Genomic DNA, 22,401 nt, shown 5'->3' on the forward strand with positions numbered 1-22,401 from the left:
TTTGTCAGCTTATGGGTTTTTTATGTCAACTTATGGATTCAGAGACAGTGGCAGCGCTTTAAACGCTAACGAATGCTCAACCCATGGCTGCTTTGACATAGACGTCGAAGCGGTTTTTTTTGGTTTCAATTCGGGTACTGGGTTTGATGCCATCGAGATCTTCGGCGTAGTCGGGGCGTTTCACCACCACCCGTTTTTGCGCCAGCTTCAATGCAGGTTGCAGTAGCCCATCGGCGTCGGTATCGGCACCAACCAATGACTGAAATACCCGCATCTCTTTCTTTACCAATGCAGATTTGTCCCTGTGGGGATACATGGGGTCGAGATACACCACGTCGGGCTTGTGTTGCAGATTATCCAGTGCATCCAGGCTGGAACCATGAACGAGCTGCATCCGCTGCGCCATCCAGGGGCCTATTTCGGTATCGAGATAGGCGCGGCGCAGGCCGTCTTCAAGCAGGGCGGCTACCACGGGGTGCCGCTCAATCAACAGCACATTGCAGCCAAGGCTTGCCAGCACAAAGGCGTCCCGTCCAAGCCCGGCGGTGCCATCCACCACGCTGGGATTGGCACCGGCCTTGAGACCCACGGCCTTGGCAATGGCCTGACCGCGACCGCCGCCAAACTTGCGTCTGTGGGCTACGGCACCCGAGACAAAGTCCACCGAGATCCCGCCTAGCTTGGCTTCATCCCGCTTTTTTAAAGTTAAGGCATCGTCTTCAAACAGCAGCGCAAAGTCGGCGTTATCCGCGGGCAGCAGCTGCCAACGCTGGCAAATGTCACTCAGGCGGTTGTCGTCTTTGTCGATATGGATTGCAAACACAGTGAAGACCCTCAACGGAAGTTGGTGGCAGTATACCCTTTGTGGCCTTTGCCCGGAACTAAAGCCTGTGGGGAAAAGCGACCCCTTTAAGGATACAGATGCTACCGCTGAGGTTATAATAGCCGCAGTTTTCACTCTGCCGACCAATTCGGAAATTTTTATGCTGAGTTATCGCCATGGCTTTCACGCCGGCAACTATGCTGACGTTCTTAAACACGCCATTTTGCTACAAACAATTGAACTGATGCAGAAAAAGGACAAGCCATTTGTCTATATCGACACTCACTCCGGTGCCGGTGGCTATAGTCTGAAGGATGAGTTTGCCCAGAAGACCGGTGAATACAAGGATGGCATCGCCCGGTTGTGGAACCGCACCGACCTGCCTGCTTCGCTGGCTCATTATGTAGAGGCGGTGCGGCACTTTAATGCAGGTAACGAAAATGGTGGTGATGATCTGGAATGGTATCCCGGCTCACCGGCATTTGTGGATATGCACCTTCGGGATAATGACCGCATGGTACTGCATGAATTGCACGGTACCGATTTTGAGCTGCTGAACGAATATTTCGAAACGGCCCGTCAGGTACAGGTCACCAAGTGGGATGGCCTCAGTGGCTTGCTGGCGAATGTGCCGCCGCTTGAGCGCCGTGGTGTGGTGCTGATTGATCCCAGTTACGAAATTAAAACCGACTATGATGCGGTGGCCGATGCCATCATCAAGGCGCACCGCAAGTTTGCCACTGGGGTGTACATGCTTTGGTATCCAGTGGTGAATCGCGCCCAGACTGAAGCCATGCTGGACAAGCTGAAACAAAGCGGTATTCGTCGTCAGCTGCGCATTGAGCAAGCCATCAAGCCCGACTCAGACGAGTTTGGCATGACAGCCGCAGGCCTTTGGGTCATCAACCCACCCTGGCAGCTTGATACCCTTGCCACTGAGATGCTGGATTATTTACAGCCGGTGCTGAATGTTGAAGGCGGCAATGTGCGGGTTGAATGGGAAGTGGGCGAGTAACGCTGGCTACTGAATCTAAAAAACGGGCTTCATGCCCGTTTTTTATTGGTTGTAAGCGCAGGTTGTTCCAGCGTAATGAAGTGAAGTGCTTTTTTCAAATGCGCAAATTGCGATAACGGCTCAATAGAATATTTACCCTTTCAATATAGGCTTTGGTTTCCGGGTAAGGAGGAATACCCCGGTATTCCTCTACCCTGGTGGGGCCTGCATTATAGGCCGCCAGTGCATGGTTTAGATTGCCCTTAAAGCGCACCAGCATTTGCGACAGATAACGGCTTCCACCTTGGATATTGTCCTTGGGCAGTAATGCATTGCGTACACCCATATCTTTGGCTGTGCCGGGCATCAGTTGCATTAAACCCACAGCTCCGGTGCGGGAAATCGCTTTTGGATCAAAATTGGACTCTGCGTGAATAACGGCCCTGATCAGCGCCGGCTCAAGTGAAAAGGTTTCTGCCGCCAGCAGTATGTCGCGTTCGTAGCTGCGATTTAGCCGAATGGTGCGCCAGTTTACCTTGGATGAGGGGTTGCAGGCGTAGCAGTCAAAAAGCAGGATTTCGTATTTGCTGTTGGCGGGCGCTTTATCGCTGAAGCTTACAGTGCCATTGGGCTGAACGTAGCGGTAAACCTTGGTTTGGTTGCTGGTGCCTTGATCTGAGTATTTTGCAGTGATGCGGGTTTTCTCTTTGGTCTCAGCGCCATTGGCCAACGCCGCTCCCATCAGGAGCGGCAACAGCAGTATTGGCAGCAGGGCGCGAAGAGCTGACATTAAAGACCCGTATATTCGTTAAGTTTAAGTAATTCAATAATAGCAAAGAGTTGCTTCATTTCGGCATGGATTTGGCTGAATTCATATTCGAAGGTAGCCCCATCAAAGATTGAGGCTTGCTCGAAGCGATTTTTGCTGCTTTCGAGGGTAATAAGCAACCTGTCCTGATAAAAGGCACATTGGATACGGCTTTGAAAGAACCCCGCCAGCTCCAGCATCCGCTCCATAAAGGCGGTGGTCAGCAGTACCCTTGCTTCTATCTGGTCAGTTGAGAATACATCAAATTGTTTTTCAAAGCGGGGATCTTCCAGCCGCACCCGCTCAAGGCCGCTATGGCTGTCAGAGAAAAAGTTGGTAATGGCGCCGCGGGCACGAATGACCACTGTGTGCCCTTTGAAAGGTTTATGGCTTGAGAGCGAAATGGTCAATCCCTTGAATGCGGTTATTTGCTTGGTGCGGTTGTCTTTATCCCGTACTTCTTTGAGCAGATGAATTTCGTTAATGACAATCTCGACACCCCGATAGCTGCCCAGTATTCCGTCATCGAAGCGAGCTTTGTCATAGGAGGGTAAAATGCTGGCATTTTTAAAGTGGCGCAGCCCCATGTCCTGACCTTTGCAAAACACAAAATCAGGGCCGAAGAAGCGGAAGATGCGAGGGTAAATTTCTGCCCGCACGGCACCACTGTATTGCCGCAGCGGACGGCTGCCGATATGCCACACAGCAAAGGCAAACATGATGGCAAGCATCCAAATAAATGGTGCGAAATCGGCGTTGGTACGCATCATGGGAAAGGCAAGCAACAACAGACCAAGGTAGATGGCGGCACCCAGGTACAGTCTTTTGCGGGCTTGCTTTAATGCCCCTAACCGCTGATTTTCAAATTTACGGCATAATGGGGCTATTTCTGATTCGTAATAGGTTTTGAGGGCGTCAAGGTCATTGGCATCGGCAAACAGCCCTTTGGCTGCCCGCTGCGCCTTAATGGGCGCACCGAGCAGAAACGACAACATATTCATGGTTTACTTCAGGTAGTCGCTGGCGTTTACCGGCGCACGGTCGGCTTCGTGAGCCTCAAAGAAGGGCATAGCCTGTACCGATGCCATGTTGGCAATCAGAGAACCGGGGAAGATTTCTACCGCTGTGTTCAGTTCAGACACGGCTGAATTGTAAAAGCGACGTGCCGCGCTGATATGGGCTTCAACCTCGTTGTAGGTTTGCATGGCTTGCACCATGGTTTGGTCGCTTTTAAGTTCTGGGTAATTTTCAACATTTACCATCAGTTGTCCCATTTTGCTGTTGAGAGCATCGGCCTGTGCCAGATGCTGACGAACAGCTTCGGCATCACCCTTATCATAGCCAGCTGACATTTGCGCTCGCAGCGCGGTAATTTCAGTGAGCAGTGATTTTTCGTGATCCATAAATTTCTGCGCAATGGTCAGAATGTTCGGCACCAGATCGGCACGCTTTTTCAGCTGAACATCGACACCAGACAGCGCTTCACGGGCGGTGTTGCGCTTTTTGATCAGGCTGACGTACCAAAGGTAGGAAACTATCAATACCAATCCAAGACCGATTAACAATCCTTCCATCTTAAATCCTTATATTACAGACACCCGCTGGGCCATTGCAGCCAAAGCTAACCATAAATCGGCAGAAATTGCATCTTTACACGGCGGAAAACTGACCAGCTTTCCGGGGTGATGTTTAACAAGGAGCTGGTATCTGATGTGTAAAGTTATGATTTTAATTGCTTTTGTTGGCAATTGGTGTGAGTCGGGTAAAAAAGACTTTTAAAGATGGAAATATATGGCGCATCTACAATATCCATATGAAATAAAAGGGTTTATTGCACGGTTCGTAGGGGTGAAAAAAACAGCTCTGCTGCAAAGTTATCCGCTGGGTAAGAGTGGGGTTTCTGCAATATGCTGCAAAAATTAGCGTGCTAAGCGGCTTTTTTACATGAACGTCATAGAATACCTAAAGATGGTTAAGCTTCAGTTCAGTTTGGGTTTTATAAAGTAACGGATGAACAACATTTATATTTGGCGACCAATTTGCCGTGAAAGGATCCCGCAGGGATCCTTTTTTTTACCCGTCCCCGCCTTTATGGTCTTTGCGGCTTCCAGCCACTTAAGTTTGACTTAACCCTGTTGTGCTAGCGTGCCGGGTCCGCTGAGGACTGTCAGCAGCCACATTTTGCATGGCGTCTCCCGCGGATAATACCCATAACGAGTGCTGCAAAGCAGCCCAGGCCCGAAGGAAAGACCATGAGCACCAACGCCCAGGAGGTTACCGCCTCTGAAACCCCGGAAGACATCGCCAACAGCGGTTGGTTTGTCCGATTTCTGAACGTGGTGGAACGGCTGGGTAATCTACTGCCCCATCCCATCACTCTGTTCGCCCTGTTCTGTCTCGGTGTGGTATTGCTCTCTGGCCTGCTGGGTTACCTTGAGCTGTCGGTGGCCGACCCGCGCCCCGAAGGCGCCTCCGGTCGCAGTGCCGATGGCATGATTTCTGTGGTCAGCCTGCTCAATGCCGAAGGGCTGCGGATGATAGTTTCCAATCTGGTGACCAATTTCACCGGCTTCACCCCACTGGGCACAGTACTGGTGGCTTTGTTGGGGGTGGGGATTGCCGAACGCTCCGGCCTGCTCAGTGCTGCCATGCGTGCGCTGGTGATTGGCCGCTCCCGCCGGCTGGTGACCGTGACCATAGTGTTCGCCGGTATCGTCTCCAACACCGCTTCTGAGCTGGGCTATGTGGTGCTCATCCCCATGGCGGCGATGATTTTCCATTCCCTCGGGCGTCACCCTTTAGCGGGTCTTGCGGCTGCATTTGCCGGTGTTTCAGGTGGTTACAGCGCTAACCTGCTGCTGGGCACCATAGACCCTCTGCTGTCGGGTATCACCGAAGCCGCGGCGCAGATGATTGACCCTGACTATATCGTTGGTCCGGAAGTGAACTGGTACTTTATGTTTGCCTCCACCTTCCTGGTGTCCATTATGGGTGCCTGGGTCACCGAGAAAATCGTTGAGCCCAAACTTGGCAAGTACGACGACCGTGAAGCGTCCATTGACCTTGCCGGGCAGGCCATGGAACAGGTGACTGACATCGAACGCCGTGGCCTGAAGATGGCCGGTCTGGCAGCATTGGTGCTGGGCGCTGTTCTGGCGCTGACCGTGGTGCCGGAAGGCGCGCCGCTGCGTCATCCCGACACAGGGCTGGTTGCCGGATCGCCGTTTCTCAAGGGCATAGTGGTGTTTATTTTTGTCTGTTTTGCCATTCCGGGTCTGGTGTACGGCAAGGTGGTTGGCACCATGAAGAAAGACACGGATGTGATCAATGCCATGAGCCACAGCATGAGCACCATGGGCATGTATATAGTGCTGGTGTTCTTCGCATCCCAGTTCGTGGCCTTCTTCAAGTGGACCAATCTGGGCGCCGTGCTGGCGGTGATGGGCGCCGATGCCCTCAGCGCCATCGGGCTCACAGGCCCGTTGCTGTTTTTGCTGTTTATCGCCATGTGCGGCTTTATCAACCTGATGTTGGGCTCGGCTTCGGCCCAGTGGGCGGTAACTGCACCAATTTTCGTGCCCATGCTGATGCTCGTTGGTTATGCCCCGGAGACCATTCAGGCGGCTTATCGTATTGGTGATTCGGTGACTAATCTCATCACCCCGATGATGAGCTATTTTGGACTCATCCTCGCCGTGGCCTGCCGATATCAGAAGGACATGGGCATAGGCACCCTGGTTGCCACCATGCTGCCTTATACCCTGGTGTTTTTCGTCGGCTGGACCAGTTTCTTCTTCCTGTGGGTATTTGGCTTTGGCTTGCCGGTAGGGCCGGGTGCCGCCACTTACTACATCCCTTAATTTGGCTGGAATCACAAAAGGAGGCTTCGGCCTCCTTTTTTGTTACCCCAGTGATTGTGTTAGGCTGTCGGCAATCTATGGCTGAAAGCCGAGCGGCAAAAAAAGGAAGGACAGATGAGAGAATTCACGGTTATTCGCGCTACTCTGGCTGAGCTTGAATTGGCCGCGCAGCTTTTTAATCAATACCGCTGCTTTTACGATTTGGCAGATGACTTGCCGCTTGCCCGTGGATTTTTGGAGCAGCGCCTTTTGAACAACGAATCGGCAGTATTCCTGGTGTTGGATGCCGATGGCCGTGCATTGGGTTTTATGCAGCTTTACCCGGGCTTTTCATCGCTGTCAGCCAAACCCTGCTGGACCCTGAATGACCTCTTTGTCTGTGATTCTCACCGAGGTAAGGGGCTTGGTAAAATGTTACTGGCCGCCGCCCGGGACTTAGGGCTGGCTTCGGGAGCCTGCAGTTTGCAGCTCGAAACCGCCGTTGACAACTTAAGGGCTCAAGGGCTTTACCAGGCTGAAGGCTGGCTGCGGGATACAGAGTTTTACCGTTATACTCTGACACTCCAGTGAGGGTGGCGAATTGAGGAGTTCTTTTTGCAAATTTGGGTCGATGCCGATGCCTGTCCATCGGTGATTAAAGAAGTACTGTTCCGCGCCGCGGAGCGCAGGCAAATCCCGCTGACATTGGTGGCCAACCAGAACGTGCGGGTGCCCCCTTCTCCTTTCATTAAGTCGGTTCGGGTCGAATCGGGTTTCGATGTGGCCGACAACGAAATTGTCCGACTTGTCAGCAAGGGCGAGTTGGTGATTACCGCTGATATTCCGCTGGCTGCTGAGGTCATCGCCAAGGGCGCGCTGGCGCTCAATCCCCGTGGTGAGCTTTACACAGTCGAAAACGTGAAGGCGCGGCTCAATATGCGCGATTTTATGGAAACCATGCGAGCCAGTGGCATTCAGAGCGGTGGCCCGGCGCCTCTGTCCCAGGCCGACAGACAGGCCTTTGCCAATCAGCTGGATCGTTGGCTCGCCAAGTTGCCAAAAGTGTAAAGGTATATCCTGAAGACAGCTAACCGCTGCTAATTCGGCATATCTTTGGTATTCAGTGCTGATTTTATCGAAAAGAAACCAGAGTAGGTTGCGCCCTGTGCCATGTGCTGTACAAGGCAGAGAATTGGCTGAGTTTGAAAAAACAACCGGGAGCCTGACCAGGCTCTCCCTGCTTTGAGTTCTTTAAGGTCGACTTGTTGGCAAACCCTGGTTAATGAAAAGAAAGAGAGCTTGTTTTAGACCGCCAGATTATGTCAGCCAATACCGACGAGATGGTTCCGCATCAAGGAACTGAGGGCTCTTGAACATGTTTTTTGATGCCCTATATGCAGTGTTCATAACCGCATATCATGTTGATTGTGGTGAATTTACCTTTCCCGTGTTCAATATGTGAATTTTTAAGCGGCTTTTGCTCGACAATTGAGCGGATGCGCTGTATCTTGCGCCCGCCGGGCAAGTCGACGGCCTCCTGAATACTGCGCTGCGTCTGTGAAGGCGGCCGAAGCGGGTGCTTTCGGGAATATAAAGCTATTGCAGTAATAACAATAACGATCCAGTAAATCTCGAGGACACTCATGAAATACGCTATTGCAGCGATCCTTGTCATTTTTGCCAGCGGCTGTGCAACTACTCACAGTGCGCAGGTTGTCAGCCAGGAAGCGGTACAGTCACAGTCATTTGTCGGTCATAAAAATCGATTGGTAATGCCGGGTAAAGCCGCTAATCCAAGAAAAGCTGTTTCAGCCAACTGATATATACCGATGTTGTGAAAACCCCGCACTTTGCTGCGGGGTTTTCATTTGTAATGCCGACCTGCATAGCTTGAAAAGCGGGGAGAAATAAGGCCTCTGCTGAGGCCTTATTTCGTGTTGAGCAGGAATAGCTGTCTCCTTATTGCTTGGAGCTGTTGCTTACTTCCCCTGTGGCCAATTCCGGCGTGACAACTTCAGTTTTCCAAACCAGATCCGGTAATTCTTTCAGAACGCCTTTGGCAACGCTTGAGTCAGCTGCCGCGCCGGCTCTGCGGTTGGCCCAGAGGATCTTGCCGCTGGTTGTTTCAACCAGTGCCACATCCAGGAATGAGCCCTGGGTTGTTTGCACAGGCACCACTGCACCAGCGGTTAACAGGCCAACTAAAATGCTGGTGGTAACATCTTTGGCAATAACCCCGTCAGATTTTTCAAACGCATTGAAGTGCATCAACAATGCCGAATCAGCATTGGTTTTTTCGGCAACAAAATTCAAAATACTGCCCAGGTTGGTTTGAAAGTCCGCTTTGTTTTTTTCGCTGACAACGCCTTTTTTGTACATGTCTTGCTTAGCGACATTCCAGGCTTCTTTTGCCTGAGTGATGGCATAAGCAAAATTTTCATCTTTTTCAGCTTCTTGCTGGAAATCAAACTCAATAACTTGCAGGTTTTCCTTTTCAAGCTTGGCTTTAGCAATTTTGTAAAGCTCATTTTTTATAATGACTTCTTTTTCAGTGAGTCTTTCATTATCGCCATCAAACACGACCAGTTCGACTTCTGCATCGGCTGGGAAAATAACAACAGAACCGACGTTCTTTGCTGCTTCCTGATAATCTTTGTGATGTCTTACTGCTGTATTTGAACACCCTGTCAATACGACGACCAAAACGGCCATGAACAAGTTAATGGACAATTTCTTCATTTTATTTCCCTTAATGAATACTATCTCTAATAGATGTAATGTAGCGGCGATCGCTGATGTTTTTCGTGCTTAAGTATTTGTCAAAAAACGCTTTTGCCTGGTCTTTTTCCCCTCTATGCAAAGCGAGCATGGCCAGCCCACGATAGCTCAGAGTAAAGTTATCATCCACGAGCAAGGCTTTTTCATAATTCTGTTGTGCAGACGTGAGTAAGTCAGCATGTTTTTTGCTTAGCAGCGTTCTGAGCTTTTCATCATCTTTCACACCGTAAAGCCATGCGTGTTCAATTGCAGTGGCATCCGGATGCTTCACTTTAAGCCTTTGAATTTCACCCATGTAAAAGTAGAACTTAGGGTTGTCAGGGGTAATAACCAACTCTTGTGTTACCACATCTTCAGCCAGTGCAAATTGTTTGTGGCGTAATCTGATATTAATGACCTGGTCTGCCAGCTTTGCTCTGATTTTTTGATATTGAGCCACGTCGGTTGCAGGTATTTGTTCCTGCCAATTATTGCTTTCAACCCGCTTGCTGAAGTTCGAGAGTCTTTCATCTATATCGGGATGGGAACTCCAAATAGAGGCACTTTCGTTGTTATTCTTTCCCATGCGAAGATTACTGATTGCTTTGGCACCTTCAGATAGATTAATGGCCGATGCGTGCAGGAGTTTCATGGCTCCATAATCTGCTTCGTCTTCTTTTTCTCTGCTGAAGGATGATAATTCGCTTAGGGTGGCAAAATAAATTAAGTTGGTGCCCATCAACAGCATGTTTGCAACATGAGAAGAGGCGATGGTGTTTTTGCTGGAGATATTCATCAGCAAACTGTGTCTGTTAATGACATGCACAATTTCATGGGCGATGACAAATGCCAGCTGCTCTTCAGATGTAAGTTTGGATATTAAACCTGCATTCAGATAAATATTGCCATTAGGAAATGCAGTCGCATTAACAGAGGCGTCCCTTAACACATAAAAGTTCAGGTTAATGGATGGATGAGTGAAGTCAGGGCTGACTTTGGCTGCCAAATTGGCAATATAATCATTTACTTCCTCATCCCTGATTATCAAACCTTTACTCAGTAATTCATCGTGAGTCTGTTGTGACTTTTTGAGCAACTTAGCTTCTTCAGGCGATTCTAAAATGGCACCATTTGTTGTTAATGGTTTGACATCACTTGATTTGGTTGTGGCTGCGCATGCGCTGACCAGCATTAGCATGCTTGCCAGAGTTAGTCGTTTTCTATCCATAGAATGTGCCTGATAAAATAGAATCCTGAATATGAGCATTGGCTGATTAACAATTTGGCCAAATCAGCAGCCAAGTTTTATAACATGCAAAGCGTTTTGAGTCCAAGATTCTGACAGTTCAGACAAGGTTTTAATTCGAATACTGTTCTATTTGTGGGTGCTGTTGGGCGGGGTTTGGTGACAAGCAGTCAATGCTGGTAATGAGGGGCTGCGGAGTTTTCATGAAAACCGATGGGGCTTTTAGCTGCAGATATCCATAAAAAAAGCCCCGCTTTGCGGGGCTTTGGTATTGTGTACCTAGGGCAATTAAGCCGATTCATCCGGCGTTGTCGGCAGGTTTGCCTGTGACCTGGACGTCGGTGACTTGTGCTTTTCGCGCTTACTGAAGATACGCTCAACAATCACGAAGAACAGCGGCACGAAGAAGATGCCGAGGAAGGTCGAACTCATCATACCGCCGAGTACCCCTGTACCTATGGCGTTCTGGGCGCCTGAACCCACACCGGTGGAGATGGCAAGCGGCACCACACCCAGACCAAAGGCCAGCGAGGTCATCAGGATGGGACGCAGACGCACCCTCACTGCGTGCAGGGTGGCTTCGATTAGACCTGCTCCTTTTTCGTAGAACTCTTTGGCGAATTCCACAATCAGGATGGCGTTCTTGGTGGCCAGACCCACAGTGGTGAGCAGGCCCACCTGGAAGAACACGTCGTTGGACAGGCCGCGACCATTCATGGCGATCAAGGCACCAATAATGCCCAGCGGTACAACCAGTACCACGGCGAAGGGTACAGACCAGCTTTCATACAGGGCTGCCAGTACCAGGAACACCACCAGAATCGACAGTGCGTACAGCGCCGGCGCCTGATTACCCGACAGACGTTCCTCGTAGGATAAACCGTTCCATTCGATACCAAAGCCCGGTGGCAGCTGCTCGACTATCTTTTCGATGTCCAGCATGGCATCACCCGTGCTGTATCCCGGCGCGGTGGCACCCTGAATGTTCATCGCCGGCAAGCCATTGAAGCGCTCGAGGCGCGGTGAGCCAAACTCCCAGCGACCGGTGGCGAAGGCAGAGAAGGGCACCATTTCGCCTTTGGCGTTACGCACATACCAGCTGTTGAGATCTTCAGGCTGCATCCGGTATTGGGCATCGGCCTGCACAAATACCTTCTTTACCCGGCCTCGGTCGATAAAGTCGTTCACATAGGCGCCGCCCCAGGCGGTGGCAATGGCGCTGTTAACCGAGCCTATGTCCACACCAAGAGCCCGCAGCTTGGCGTGGTCTATATCCAGTTGGTACATGGGCGCATCTTCCTGACCATTGGGGCGCACGCCCACCAGGTTCGGATTCTGTGCGGCCAGACCCAAGAGTTGATTACGGGCTGCCAGTAACTTGTCGTGCCCCTGACCATTTTTATCCTGTAGGTAGAAATCGAAACCGTTGGCGGTACCGAGTTCAATCACAGACGGCGGCGCAAAGGCAAACACAAAGGCTTCTTTAATCTGCGAGAAGGCACCCATGGCGCGGCCGGAAAGGGAGAACACATCCTGCCCTGCGCCTTCACGCTCGGCCCAGTCCTTCATACCGACGAAGGCGATACCCATGTTCTGACCCATACCGGCAAAGGAGAAACCGGCGACAGAAAACACGGAGTTTACGTTTTCCTGCTCATCTTCGAGAAAATATTTATCCATTTTCTCAAGCACTTTCACCGTAGACTCCTGGGTGGAGTTGGTGGGCAGGATCACCTGGGCAAACAGGATGCCCTGATCTTCATCGGGCAGGAAGGCGGTGGGCATGCGCATGAAAATCCAGCCGGTGGCGACTACCAGCGCCAGATAAATCGCCATCACCCGCACAGTACGCTTGAGAATGCCTGCCACGCTGGCTTCGTAGCGTGATGTGAGTTTGTCGAAACTGCGGTTGAACCAGCCAAAGAAGCCGTGCTGACCATGGGCATGGCCGGGCTTGAGTGGCTTGAGCATGGTGGCACACAGCGCCGGAGTCAGAATAAGTGCCACCAGTACCGACAGCGCCATGGCCGAGACGATAGTGATGGAGAACTGACGGTAAATCACCCCGGTAGAGCCTGACATAAAGGCCATGGGCACAAACACTGCCGACAGGGTCAAACCGATACCCACCAGGGCGCCGGTGATCTGATCCATCGACTTACGCGTGGCTTCCAGCGGGCTTAGGCCCTCTTCCTGCATTACCCGCTCGACGTTCTCTACCACCACGATGGCATCGTCTACCAACAGGCCAATGGCCAGTACCATGGCGAACATGGTGAGGGTGTTGATGGAGAAGCCAAAGGCTGACAGCACCGTGAAGGTACCCAGCAATACTACCGGCACCGCGATGGTGGGGATAAGGGTGGCGCGGAAGTTTTGCAGGAACAGGTACATGATAACGAATACCAGTACCACTGCTTCCAGCAGGGTGTGCACCACGCCCTCAATGGATTTCTTAACAAAGGGGGTAGTGTCATAGGGGTAAACCACTTCCATCCCGGCAGGGAAGAAGGGCTTCATTTCATCGATTTTGGCCCGAACCAGCTCGGCAGTGTTGAGCGCATTAGCCCCCGTGGCCAGGCTGATGGCCAGACCGGCAGCCGGACGGCCATTATAGTATGATTCAACCACATAGCTTTCTGCCCCCAGTTCCACCCGGGCTACATCGTTTAAGTAAACCTTGGCACCGTTGGTGTCGGACTTGAGGATAATCCTACGAAACTGCTCAGGCGTTTCCAGACGGCTCTGTGCCGATACTGTGGCATTCAGCTGTTGTCCCTGAACCGAAGGGGCTCCGCCGAGCTGACCCGCCGATACCTGAGCGTTTTGCTCGCGAATCGCGGCCACTACGTCCTGGGTGGTCAGGCTGTACTGGGTCAGCTTGAGGGGATCTAACCATATCCGCATCGCGTAGGGGGCACCGAACAGGGTGATGTCACCCACACCGGCTACCCGGCTTAAAGGGTCCTGAATGTTGGAACCTACATAGTCAGCGATATCGCTTTTGGTCAGGCTGCCATCACCGGATACAAAACCCAGAACCATCAAAAAGCCGGAGGTGGACTTGTTCACCCGTACGCCCTGTGCCTGCACTTCCTGTGGCAGCAGCGGCATGGCTGATTGCAGCTTATTTTGCACCTGTACCTGAGCGATATCCGCATCGGCTTCAGCGTTAAAGGTCAGGGTGATTTCGGCATTACCAAAACCATCACTGGTGGAGTTGATGTAACGCAGGTGATCAAGGCCAGTCATCCGCTGCTCAATCACCTGAGTTACCGAGTCTTCCAGTGTTTTGGCGGATGCGCCGGGATAACTGGCCGAGATCACTACCTTGGGCGGTGCAATGTTCGGATACTGTGATACGGGCAAGCCCTTGATGGCGAGTACACCCGCCAACATCACCAGAATCGCGATCACCCAGGCAAAGATGGGTCTATCGATAAAAAAACGTGCCATAGCTTATTCCTGAAACTCGCTTGGTCTGAATTACTGTGCCTGAGTCGAACCGGCTGGTGTGGCTGTTACCGGGGAGCCGGGACGAACTTTTTGCAGTCCTTCGATGATGAGCTTGTCACCGGCCTGAAGACCTGAAGTGATCCGCCACTGGTGATCTATTACCTCGGCTGTGGTCACGTTGCGGGCTTCCACCTGATTTTCGGCGTTCACCACCATGGCCACGGCTTCACCGCGGGTGTTGCGGGTAATGGCTTTTTGCGGCACCAGAATGGCATTGGGATCCACGCCTGTGTTCAGCATGGCACGTACATACATGCCGGGCAGCAAGACATTGTCCGGGTTCGGGAATTCGGCGCGCAGGATAACTGAGCCCGTGTTCTCATCCACGCTTACTTCGGCGAATTGCAGCTTGCCTTTGTGCTCGTAAGTGGTGCCATCTTCCAGCACAAGTTGCACTTCGGCGTTATCGGCCGCCTGCAGCTTACCGGCACGCAGCTTGGCCTTGAGCGCCAGCAGTTGTGCACTGGACTGGGTGATGTCCACATTGATGGGGTCGAGCTGTTGAATCGTTGCCAGCACCTGCCCCTGGTTGGCGGTTACCAGCGCTCCCGGGGTGACGGCGGACTTGCCGATTCGGCCAGAGATGGGCGCCTGTACCTGGGTGTACTTGAGGTTAATTTCGGCAGTGTGTAGCTGAGCTTCGGCGACTTTTACCCGGGCGAGGGCTTCTTTGTAACTGGCGTCGGCTTCGTCGAAATCCTGCTTGGAGATGGCATTGGTCTTCACCAGTTTCTCGTAGCGGGCAGCACGGGCCTTTGCGCTGGCAAGCGATGCCTGAGCACTGGCCAGATCGGCTTTGGCACTTTCCAGCGTGGCTTTGTAAGTGGCGTCGTCAATCTTATACAGTGACTGACCTTCTTTTACTTCACGGCCTTCAACGAAGTTACGTTCCATAACGATGCCGGATACCTGAGGGCGCACTTCGGCTTCGAGGTAAGCACGGCTGCGGCCCGGCAATTCCACCAGGATATTCTGGGAAGCTGCTTTTACTTCAACTACGCCAACTTCCATGGGAGGACGTGCCTGCTGGGCACCCTGCTGCGCTTCTTCCTGACCGCAGGCGCTGACCCACAGCACCAGGCCAACAGCGGAGGCAATTTTTAACATTTGCCGCATTGAAATCTCCTTTCTGTGTCTGGGCTCACGGGGCGGTGCAGATAAAAACACCTTGATACCCAGACAAATTGCCCATTTTTAATACTGAATATTTGATCCGCCAGTTATCTCACACCGTGTAGGGCAGCTCAAGTAAACCTGAGTCTGAAAATTGTAAACCAATGAAAAAAAACGCCTGAATTTGCATATATTTATCGGTTTTATAACAAAACATCTGCAGCCACTCGATTGCCGCAACCCGCGGAACCGTTTGTTCATATTTCTTCATAATCTGTCGAGACCTATTCACGACTGGCATCAAGGCCATTCATATCACCTCCTTATCATTACCTTCAGCGGGGACAACCCAATTGAAGGAAGGTGCGAACAAGTCCTCGCTCAGCTCTGGCTTATTCGCACCCACCCTATAGAGGCGTAGATGATGAAATTGAACACAACCTTGTTGGCGCTGGCCGCCATTGCATGTACCAACGGCGTCATGGCAGAAGAGGCCAAAGTGTTTGGCGGCAATCTGGGCGGCAAGTTAACCATCGCCAGTGACTATGTATTCCGTGGCGAATCCGAGACAATGGATGGCGACGTTCCCGCTATTCAGGGTACTTTGAGCTGGAGCAATGACGCTGGCTGGTATGCCGGTGTGTTTGGCTCCAATATCAAGTTTGCCGATCCCAATCTGGAAGTGGTAACAGGCCCCTTTATCGGCAAGGCCGGTGAGTTTGGTGATTCAGGTTTCACCTATGATGTGATGCTGTTTTCCTATCTGTACCCCGGTGCTTCCTACAGCAATTACACCGAGTTGTGGCTTAAAGTGGGCAAACAATTCGGCAAGTTGAACATGCAACTGGAAGTGACTCCGACCATCGATGACTGGTTTGGTGTGGATGGTTGGCAAGGGGTGAATTACGCCGTGCATCCAAGTTACAGCTTCGACAATGGCATCCAGCTGACAGGCTCAGTAGGTTATCAGGATCTGGATGGTGAAGGCGCCGAAGGCTGGGGCCACTGGAACCTGGGTGTGTCCAAGACCTGGGCCGGTTACACCCTGGATCTGCGTTACCACGGCAGCACTGTGGACACAGATCACAAGGTATACGGCACCCAAACCGAGATTTTTGGCGACCGTTTCGTGATTGGAGTAAGCAAGGCGTTTTAAATCCGGTTGTCACCCACGCCGCAGGCAATAATGCGGCTGACTTGAGCCAGCGTCCGGCCCGATTCAGCCTGCCAGTGGTTAAAAGCGGCCTGCGCCTGAGCCAGGCCCTTTTGAGTGGCAATCCCGGCATCCAGCAGGCCGGTTGCCCTCAGATAGCCCTCCACATCAGAGGTCAGCAGAAAGGTATCTTTCCCGGTGGTGCGCAGGAAGTAGGGGCCGGTATTGCCCCCGAGTCTGGCGCCGCGCTTTTTAAGCACCTGCCATAGCGAGGTGATTTCTTCGCCCGGCCAGAGGCCGATATAACGTGCCAAACTGCCATGCTCAGCAGCAATTTCTTTAACCATCAAGGCATTGTCGTAGATAGCCCGGGTCTTTTTTTCGTGGCGGATAAGGGCAGGATCGCTGGCGCGGGCATCCAGCTGTTCCGGCGACATCAATAGGATCTTCAGCGGTTCGAAGCCAAAAAATGCCTCTTCATAGGCTGCCCATTTGGCGTCCACCACCTTCCAGACAAAACCACTCTGAAAAATCTGCTTGCTGATGGCCGACAGTAACCGGTCATCAGAATATTCCTGATATTCGTCGGCCGACAACGAGTGTGGCAGCAGGGCTTCCAGCGCATCGACGCCGCCTTTTCGCTCGGCGGCGCGCTGATAAATACTGGCAAAGGATTCAATTTTCATGGACTTCCCTGAAACGATGAATGGCTTTGCCAGTGTACTTGCATGGGAGCCTTCAATCCAGGCAGTCGGGTTATCCGGGGTATCAGCCGAGGGCGGCAGCAATCACCTCGCGAAGGCTGCGGGGCTCGCGGCCGAGGATATGCGCCAAATCATCGCTGCGCGTATCGTATTCCCCTGCGGCAATGGCACGGCTGGCGCCGCCCAGCGCCTTGGCCAAAAAGCCGGGCAACCCCATTTGGCTCAGCGCTGCAATTTGTGCGTCGGGGGTGATTTCATGGGTTTGGATGTGCTTACCTGTCAGCTCGCTGATAAGTTTGGCGATTTCGGTGTAGGACATCAGCTCAGGGCCGGTCAGCTCATAGATTTTACCTGCATGGCCTTCGGTCATCAGCAGTCTGGCCAGCGCCTCGGCAAGGTCGGCCTTGCTCACAGGTGCAAAGCGGCCGTTGGCTGCAGCATGGGTGAGCACGCCACTATCGAGGGTGTGGCCAAGGCTCATCAGTTGCAGTTCGGCATAAAAGGCGTTTCGCACTACGGTGGCTGGCACGCCAGCGGCGCGGATGGCAGCTTCAGTGGCGGCATGGCTGGCACCAAAATCAAAGGCACTGTCGAGACTGGGTGACTGGAAACTGGTGTACAGCAATTGGCTCACGCCCGCTTTTTTGGCTGCGGCTATTACATTCAGGTGCTGGGCCAGGCGGGCATCGTTGTTAATGTTGCCGGAGATGAACAAGACTTTGGACACGTCTGCCATGGCGGCTTCGAGGGAATCCTGCTGGTCGTAGTCGGCAAACAGGGTCTGAGCGCCATTTGCCGCCAGCTTTGCTGGTGAGCGGCTGGCGAGACGTACTGCTTCTGTATTGCCGAGGGTATGGAGGGCTGCCGTGGTCAGGCTGGCCAGTTCGCCGCTGGCGCCGAGGATAAGGATCATGGTGTGTACCTCATAGGTTGGGATTGATGAGGTGCTCAGTGTATTTCCGTGGAAAAAATAGATAATGAGTGATTTACTTATATCTTTGGTAACTCAAACTAAACAAAGGACGGGCCATGGACGCTTCCCAACTCTATCGTATGCTGGTATTTGCCTCGGTTGTCGAGCAAGGTTCGCTGACCATGGCCGCCGAGGTGCTGGGCATCAGTCGCTCCATGGTAAGCCAGCATCTGAAAAAGCTGGAAGAGCGTTTGGGCTGCGGGCTGTTGCATCGTACCACCCGACGCATCAGTCTCACTGAAGATGGTCGCGAGTTTTTCCATTATTGCGGCGAACTGCTGCAACTGGCTCGTCAGGCCGAAGCTGTGACCCGTCCGGCGGATGAGCATTTGCACGGCAGTTTAAGGGTCACCGCCCCGGTGGGCCTTGGTGAGCATGACCTGCTACCGCTTGTCGGCGAGTTTCATCAGCGCTACCCCAATATCCGCATGACATTGCTGCTTGAGGACAACAAGCTGAATTTGCTCGAGCATCAGATTGATGTGGCTATTCAGGGCGGCTGGCCGGAAGATTCGGAATTCAGGGCCATCAAGCTTGGCAGTTTCGATGAGCAACTGGTGGCCAGTCCTGCCTATGTGGCTGCCCATGGCAGGCCGTTACACCCTGATAATTTACAACATCATCAGTGGCTTGCACATGCCTCCAGCCATTTACCCAAAAGCTGGACCCTGCACAATGGTCAGGGTGAGCAATACCGGGTGAGGGTGACGCCTTTTATCAGCTGTAACAGTACCAATGGCCTGATGGCACTGACACTTCAAGGTTTGGGCGTGGCGATATTGCCGGATCATCTTATTGGCCAGCATCTGGCCTCGGGCGAGCTTGAATTGCTGTTGCCTGACTACCATCTGCGCGAGGGGGGCATCTATGCGCTGCACCCCTATAAGGAAAATACTCCGCCACGGGTGCGGGTGTTTATCGATTTTCTGAAAGAGAAACTGTTCAAACCCGTCTGAAGGGGGCTAAATTTAAGGAAGGCGTAAACTTGCCAGTGCGGCAGTCGCCTTCTGATGAACGGGCGTATGCAACGGGGGCCAGATTACATGGAGCTCTTCTATCATCCGCTTTCCCGTTACTCCCAAAAGGTACTTCTTGGGTTGTACGAGAAACAGGCGAACTTCTATCCCAGGGTCACTGAACTCAGAGACCCTTTACAGCGTCAGGCATTCAGTAAGCTCTATCCTCTGTGCAAACTGCCGCTGCTTAAATGTGCTGATGGCAGTTTGCTGCCCGAATCCAGCATTATCATCGAATATTTGGACCATCACATACGCGCCGGGACACGGCTATTGCCTGCTGATCTTGATGATTGTCTGCGGGTACGGCTGTGGGATCGGATTATCGACAATGACATCAGTAATCAGTTGTTTTTGTTGGAGCAGCAACTGAGTATGGCGCAGGAACACAGGAACGAACTTGCTATGGCGCAGGTGCGTCAGAAGCTGATGCAGGTATTCAATGGAATAGATGAAGAGCTTGCCAACAGCCATTGGCTGGTGGGTGATGGCTTTACTCTGGCCGACTGCGCCTTGCTTCCTTGCCTTGAGCCAGCCTTTACGCTGTTGGATTTACTGGAACTGGAAAATCTCAACCGTTACCGCCAGCAGGCCAGGCTCAGGGGCGCCTGGGAGTTGGTGGCCGATGAGGCGGCACTCGCGGCCGCCGAAGAGATGACCGGACTGAAGTTCATTCCCTGATAGTCAGGTATTGCGCTCTTTTTTGAGTTGCAAAAATGCCTTCCACTTTTGTACTTCAGGGGATAGTTCGGGAGCGTCACCCTCATAACCCGCCTCGCGAACCAGCTCGATGATGGGCACCTGCTTGCGATTGCACACAAACACCCCACGAACGTGCACTATGCAGTGCAAGCCGCGTTCGCTTACAAAGCGCTGATCAATATAGAAATATTTATCATCCCAGCCGACGACACGGCTCTCAATGGTGAATTTTTGCAGTGGCTTGATATCGCGGATATAAGTGAATTCGGCGGCATTGACTATGGGCATCCACTTGAGCTTCAAAAAGCGCTTCAGCAGGCCCATTTCCGCCAGCATATAGGTGCGGGCCAGATCCATAAAGGCCGGATAGCGGCTGTTGGTCAGGTGCATATTGATGTCGCAGTCTGATGGCAGTGCCCGGTACTCGATGCGGCTTACATCGAGGAATCCAATGCGATTGCAGTGGCGAACCCGCCATAAAAACAACCAGATAAGTCGAAAGTACAGATTCATTGATCTTTGTATTAGAGTAATTGCGTAAAGCTGAAGGCTATCAGAGCTCGTACCTGCAAGCAATCGAACCTGTCGCTCGCGATGCTCGTATCCACAATAACCGGCGACGTTTTTGCCAACAAAAAGGGCGCCACAGCGCCCTTTGCAGTCCTACTGTCTGCCCATCAGTGACTGATGCCACTGTGACGCAACAGAGCGTCTGTGTTGGGTTCACGGCCCATAAAGCGGCGGAACAGCTCCATGGGCTCTTCACTGCCACCCATTTCGAGGATGTTGGTCAGGAAGGCACGGCCGGTATCCGGGTTGAAAATCCCTTCAGCTTCAAAGCGGGAGAAAGCATCTGCCGACAGCACTTCGGCCCACTTGTAGCTGTAATAGCCCGCGGCATAACCACCGGCAAAAATGTGCGAGAAGCTGTGCTGGAAACGGTTGAAGCTGGGGGGGATCACCACCGCGACCTGCTGGCGTACTTCATCCAGGGTTTCCTGAATTCGGGCGCCATCTTCGCTGTTGTATTCCAGATGCAGGCGGAAATCGAACAGCGAAAACTCGAGCTGGCGCACCATCATCATGGCAGACTGGAAGTTTTTCGCCGCCAGCATCTTGTCCAGCATGGCTTTGGGCAGTGGCTCACCGGTTTCATAATGGCCGGAGATTTCCTGCAGCGCCTGTTCTTCCCAGCACCAGTTTTCCATGAACTGGCTTGGCAGTTCCACCGCATCCCAGGGCACGCCGTTGATGCCGGATACACCCGCCACATCTACCTTGGTCAGCATATGGTGGATGCCGTGGCCAAATTCGTGGAACAGGGTCACTACTTCGTCGTGGGTGAAAAGGGCTGGTTTGCCGCCCACCGGGCCGTTGAAGTTACAGGTGAGGTAGGCTACCGGACGCTGCAGTTCATCGCCGCTGATGCGTCTTACCCTGCACTCGTCCATCCAGGCGCCGCCGCGTTTGCCGCTGCGGGCGTATAAGTCGAGGTAGAAGCTGCCTCTGTGCTCGCCATCGGCATCAAAAATATGGAAGAAACGCACGTCTTTATGCCAGCGGTCGAACTCGGTTTGCTCTTCGATTTTGAGGCCAAACAGGCGCTCAACCGTGTAGAACAGACCGCTCAGCACCTTGTTTTCAGGGAAATACGGGCGCAGTTCTTCCTGGGATATTTCGTATCTGTGCTGTTTGAGTTTTTCGCCATAGAAGCTTAAATCCCAGGCCTTGAGGTCGGTAGCGCCATATTCGCTGGCGGCAAAGGCCTTGAGTTCATCCAGCTCTTTTTTGGCCTGTGGACGCGAGTGCAGCGCCAGTTCGTTTAAGAAGCTGATGACCTGGGCCGGTGTCTCGGCCATCTTGGTGGCCAGCGACTTGTGGGCAAAGCTTTCAAAGCCGAGCAGAGTGGCCAGTTCGTGGCGCAGCGCCAGCAGCTCTTCCATCAGCGGGCCATTGTCGAACTTGCCGGCATTGGGGCCCTGATCGGATGCGCGGGTTACGAAGGTGGTGTAACACTCTTCACGCAGCTCACGGTTTTCACAGTACATCATCACCGGCAGATAAGATGGGAAGTCGAGGGTAAACAGATAGCCTTGCAGTTCCTTTTCTTCGGCCATGGCGTTGGCGGCGGCCAGGGCTGACTCGGGCAGCCCCTTAAGCTCGGCTTCGTCAGTGATGAGCTTCGTCCATGCATGGGTGGCATCCAGCACCTGATTGGAGAAACTGCTGGAAAGCTCCGACAGACGCTTGACGATTTCGCCGTAGCGAGCCTTTTTGGCATCGTCCAGGCCAATGCCTGAGAGTTCAAAATCACGCAGGGCGTGTTCAATCAGAGTCTGTTTGGCCCGAGGCAGGGTGTTGAATTCCTCTGAGCCGTGCAGGGTTTTGTAGGCCTGATACAGGCCATCGTGCTGACCAACGAAGGTGCCGTATTCAGATAACAGCGGCAAACAGGCATCGTGGGCGGCGCGCCATTCTTCGGTGCTGAGCACGGAATTCATGTGGGATACCGGAGACCAGAGCTTGCTCAGGCGGTCGTCGGCCTCTTCAAGCGGCGCTACCAGCCCCTGCCAGCTGAAGTCGCCGGCCGCCAGTACGCGTTCTATCTCGGCGCGGCAGTGGCCAATAGCCTGCTTCACCGCGCTTTGGATGTGCTCGGGTTTGATGGCCGAAAATGGAGGCAGCTTGGCAGGTTCAAGCAATGGATTGGTCATTGGGTATCCTTTTCTCTGTAAGGAAAGAGCGGTTCTGTGATGA

20 protein-coding genes and 1 pseudogene are annotated in these 22,401 nt (G+C 52.7%); 8 read left to right on the top strand and 13 right to left on the bottom strand.

What is annotated here, in order from left to right:
• Window positions 1-76 precede the first annotated feature (76 nt).
• Window positions 77-787: pseudogene (locus ABYK60_RS00800) on the bottom strand (class I SAM-dependent methyltransferase); the annotation flags it as partial.
• 196 nt (window positions 788-983) lie between these two features.
• Between ABYK60_RS00800 and ABYK60_RS00805 the strand changes: the two are divergent.
• Window positions 984-1,838 (top strand): 23S rRNA (adenine(2030)-N(6))-methyltransferase RlmJ, encoded by an 855-nt coding sequence (locus tag ABYK60_RS00805; RefSeq protein ID WP_372869932.1) that lies wholly within the window; start codon window positions 984-986, stop codon window positions 1,836-1,838.
• Between the two features lie 94 nt (window positions 1,839-1,932).
• Here ABYK60_RS00805 and ABYK60_RS00810 read toward each other — a convergent pair whose 3' ends face one another.
• The 3 genes from ABYK60_RS00810 to ABYK60_RS00820 are packed head-to-tail and all read right to left on the bottom strand — an operon-like array spanning window position 1,933 to window position 4,199.
• Window positions 1,933-2,607 carry a lytic transglycosylase domain-containing protein gene (locus ABYK60_RS00810; RefSeq protein WP_372869934.1) on the bottom strand — a complete coding sequence of 225 codons (675 nt, stop codon included), beginning with the start codon at window positions 2,605-2,607 and terminating at the stop codon, window positions 1,933-1,935.
• Entirely contained in the window at window positions 2,607-3,626 is a 1,020-nt protein-coding gene (locus ABYK60_RS00815) for a DUF3137 domain-containing protein (protein WP_372869936.1), read from the bottom strand. The genes ABYK60_RS00810 and ABYK60_RS00815 overlap by 1 nt, the downstream gene beginning before the upstream one ends.
• Before the next feature lie 3 nt (window positions 3,627-3,629).
• On the bottom strand, window positions 3,630-4,199 hold the full coding sequence (locus ABYK60_RS00820; RefSeq protein ID WP_372869938.1) for a LemA family protein: 570 nt from the start codon (window positions 4,197-4,199) through the stop codon (window positions 3,630-3,632).
• A 678-nt stretch (window positions 4,200-4,877) separates the two neighbouring features.
• Between ABYK60_RS00820 and ABYK60_RS00825 the strand changes: the two genes are divergently transcribed.
• From ABYK60_RS00825 to ABYK60_RS00840, 4 genes are all read left to right on the top strand, one after another.
• A complete protein-coding gene (locus ABYK60_RS00825; protein ID WP_372869940.1) occupies window positions 4,878-6,485 on the top strand; it encodes an AbgT family transporter in 1,608 nt (535 codons plus the stop codon).
• A 114-nt stretch (window positions 6,486-6,599) separates the two neighbouring features.
• Window positions 6,600-7,055, top strand: coding sequence for an N-acetyltransferase family protein (locus tag ABYK60_RS00830; protein WP_372869942.1), 456 nt, complete (start codon window positions 6,600-6,602; stop codon window positions 7,053-7,055).
• 24 nt (window positions 7,056-7,079) lie between these two features.
• A complete protein-coding gene (locus ABYK60_RS00835) occupies window positions 7,080-7,532 on the top strand; it encodes a YaiI/YqxD family protein (protein WP_372869944.1) in 453 nt (150 codons plus the stop codon).
• A 575-nt stretch (window positions 7,533-8,107) separates the two neighbouring features.
• The gene (locus tag ABYK60_RS00840) at window positions 8,108-8,284 is read left to right on the top strand and encodes a hypothetical protein (protein ID WP_372869946.1); all 177 of its coding nucleotides are present in this window, start codon (window positions 8,108-8,110) and stop codon (window positions 8,282-8,284) included.
• Between the two features lie 139 nt (window positions 8,285-8,423).
• Here ABYK60_RS00840 and ABYK60_RS00845 read toward each other — a convergent pair whose 3' ends face one another.
• The 5 genes from ABYK60_RS00845 to ABYK60_RS00865 form a co-directional block, all read right to left on the bottom strand.
• On the bottom strand, window positions 8,424-9,203 hold the full coding sequence (locus ABYK60_RS00845; protein ID WP_372869948.1) for a hypothetical protein: 780 nt from the start codon (window positions 9,201-9,203) through the stop codon (window positions 8,424-8,426).
• A 10-nt stretch (window positions 9,204-9,213) separates the two neighbouring features.
• Window positions 9,214-10,449, bottom strand: a complete 1,236-nt coding sequence (locus ABYK60_RS00850; protein ID WP_372869950.1) for a DUF2225 domain-containing protein — start codon at window positions 10,447-10,449, stop codon at window positions 9,214-9,216.
• 306 nt (window positions 10,450-10,755) lie between these two features.
• A complete protein-coding gene (locus ABYK60_RS00855; RefSeq protein WP_372869952.1) occupies window positions 10,756-13,923 on the bottom strand; it encodes an efflux RND transporter permease subunit in 3,168 nt (1,055 codons plus the stop codon).
• Between the two features lie 30 nt (window positions 13,924-13,953).
• A complete protein-coding gene (locus tag ABYK60_RS00860) occupies window positions 13,954-15,099 on the bottom strand; it encodes an efflux RND transporter periplasmic adaptor subunit (RefSeq protein ID WP_372869954.1) in 1,146 nt (381 codons plus the stop codon).
• Window positions 15,100-15,208: 109 nt separating this feature from the next.
• Window positions 15,209-15,406 (bottom strand): hypothetical protein, encoded by a 198-nt coding sequence (locus ABYK60_RS00865; protein WP_372869956.1) that lies wholly within the window; start codon window positions 15,404-15,406, stop codon window positions 15,209-15,211.
• 114 nt (window positions 15,407-15,520) lie between these two features.
• On the opposite strand from ABYK60_RS00865, the gene ABYK60_RS00870 reads away from it, so the two are divergent.
• Window positions 15,521-16,252 (top strand): TorF family putative porin, encoded by a 732-nt coding sequence (locus ABYK60_RS00870; RefSeq protein ID WP_372870116.1) that lies wholly within the window; start codon window positions 15,521-15,523, stop codon window positions 16,250-16,252.
• On the opposite strand, the gene ABYK60_RS00875 is transcribed toward ABYK60_RS00870, so the two are convergent.
• Both ABYK60_RS00875 and ABYK60_RS00880 read right to left on the bottom strand, forming a co-directional pair.
• Window positions 16,249-16,935, bottom strand: a complete 687-nt coding sequence (locus tag ABYK60_RS00875) for a DNA-3-methyladenine glycosylase I (protein ID WP_372869958.1) — start codon at window positions 16,933-16,935, stop codon at window positions 16,249-16,251. The two genes, ABYK60_RS00870 and ABYK60_RS00875, sit on opposite strands and share 4 nt — an antisense overlap.
• 82 nt (window positions 16,936-17,017) lie before the next feature.
• Window positions 17,018-17,866 (bottom strand): NmrA family NAD(P)-binding protein, encoded by an 849-nt coding sequence (locus ABYK60_RS00880; RefSeq protein ID WP_372869960.1) that lies wholly within the window; start codon window positions 17,864-17,866, stop codon window positions 17,018-17,020.
• A 116-nt stretch (window positions 17,867-17,982) separates the two neighbouring features.
• On the opposite strand from ABYK60_RS00880, the gene ABYK60_RS00885 reads away from it, so the two are divergent.
• Both ABYK60_RS00885 and ABYK60_RS00890 read left to right on the top strand, forming a co-directional pair.
• On the top strand, window positions 17,983-18,882 hold the full coding sequence (locus ABYK60_RS00885; protein WP_372869962.1) for a LysR family transcriptional regulator: 900 nt from the start codon (window positions 17,983-17,985) through the stop codon (window positions 18,880-18,882).
• An 87-nt stretch (window positions 18,883-18,969) separates the two neighbouring features.
• Window positions 18,970-19,623: a glutathione S-transferase family protein gene (locus tag ABYK60_RS00890; protein WP_372870118.1), complete on the top strand. Its 654-nt coding sequence runs from the start codon at window positions 18,970-18,972 to the stop codon at window positions 19,621-19,623.
• A gap of 3 nt (window positions 19,624-19,626) precedes the next feature.
• Here ABYK60_RS00890 and ABYK60_RS00895 read toward each other — a convergent pair whose 3' ends face one another.
• Together ABYK60_RS00895 and prlC are read right to left on the bottom strand one after the other, a co-directional pair.
• A complete protein-coding gene (locus tag ABYK60_RS00895) occupies window positions 19,627-20,157 on the bottom strand; it encodes a thioesterase family protein (RefSeq protein WP_372869964.1) in 531 nt (176 codons plus the stop codon).
• A gap of 164 nt (window positions 20,158-20,321) precedes the next feature.
• The gene (gene prlC, locus ABYK60_RS00900; RefSeq protein WP_372869966.1) at window positions 20,322-22,358 is read right to left on the bottom strand and encodes an oligopeptidase A; all 2,037 of its coding nucleotides are present in this window, start codon (window positions 22,356-22,358) and stop codon (window positions 20,322-20,324) included.
• Window positions 22,359-22,401 lie beyond the last annotated feature (43 nt).

Source organism: Shewanella sp., from assembly GCF_041630135.1.
In the GTDB taxonomy this organism is placed as follows: Bacteria; Pseudomonadota; Gammaproteobacteria; order Enterobacterales; family Shewanellaceae; genus Shewanella.

Coding starts and splice junctions, on each gene's coding strand:
- ABYK60_RS00890 (WP_372870118.1), top strand. CDS start 18,970: ATGGAGCTCTTCTATCATCCGCTTTCCCGTTACTCCCAAAAGGTACTT.
- ABYK60_RS00870 (WP_372870116.1), top strand. CDS start 15,521: ATGAAATTGAACACAACCTTGTTGGCGCTGGCCGCCATTGCATGTACC.
- ABYK60_RS00840 (WP_372869946.1), top strand. CDS start 8,108: ATGAAATACGCTATTGCAGCGATCCTTGTCATTTTTGCCAGCGGCTGT.
- ABYK60_RS00805 (WP_372869932.1), top strand. CDS start 984: ATGCTGAGTTATCGCCATGGCTTTCACGCCGGCAACTATGCTGACGTT.
- ABYK60_RS00875 (WP_372869958.1), bottom strand. CDS start 16,935: ATGAAAATTGAATCCTTTGCCAGTATTTATCAGCGCGCCGCCGAGCGA.
- prlC (WP_372869966.1), bottom strand. CDS start 22,358: ATGACCAATCCATTGCTTGAACCTGCCAAGCTGCCTCCATTTTCGGCC.
- ABYK60_RS00825 (WP_372869940.1), top strand. CDS start 4,878: ATGAGCACCAACGCCCAGGAGGTTACCGCCTCTGAAACCCCGGAAGAC.
- ABYK60_RS00830 (WP_372869942.1), top strand. CDS start 6,600: ATGAGAGAATTCACGGTTATTCGCGCTACTCTGGCTGAGCTTGAATTG.
- ABYK60_RS00865 (WP_372869956.1), bottom strand. CDS start 15,406: ATGGCCTTGATGCCAGTCGTGAATAGGTCTCGACAGATTATGAAGAAA.
- ABYK60_RS00845 (WP_372869948.1), bottom strand. CDS start 9,203: ATGAAGAAATTGTCCATTAACTTGTTCATGGCCGTTTTGGTCGTCGTA.
- ABYK60_RS00815 (WP_372869936.1), bottom strand. CDS start 3,626: ATGAATATGTTGTCGTTTCTGCTCGGTGCGCCCATTAAGGCGCAGCGG.
- ABYK60_RS00810 (WP_372869934.1), bottom strand. CDS start 2,607: ATGTCAGCTCTTCGCGCCCTGCTGCCAATACTGCTGTTGCCGCTCCTG.
- ABYK60_RS00885 (WP_372869962.1), top strand. CDS start 17,983: ATGGACGCTTCCCAACTCTATCGTATGCTGGTATTTGCCTCGGTTGTC.
- ABYK60_RS00820 (WP_372869938.1), bottom strand. CDS start 4,199: ATGGAAGGATTGTTAATCGGTCTTGGATTGGTATTGATAGTTTCCTAC.
- ABYK60_RS00855 (WP_372869952.1), bottom strand. CDS start 13,923: ATGGCACGTTTTTTTATCGATAGACCCATCTTTGCCTGGGTGATCGCG.
- ABYK60_RS00850 (WP_372869950.1), bottom strand. CDS start 10,449: ATGGATAGAAAACGACTAACTCTGGCAAGCATGCTAATGCTGGTCAGC.
- ABYK60_RS00895 (WP_372869964.1), bottom strand. CDS start 20,157: ATGAATCTGTACTTTCGACTTATCTGGTTGTTTTTATGGCGGGTTCGC.
- ABYK60_RS00860 (WP_372869954.1), bottom strand. CDS start 15,099: ATGCGGCAAATGTTAAAAATTGCCTCCGCTGTTGGCCTGGTGCTGTGG.
- ABYK60_RS00880 (WP_372869960.1), bottom strand. CDS start 17,866: ATGATCCTTATCCTCGGCGCCAGCGGCGAACTGGCCAGCCTGACCACG.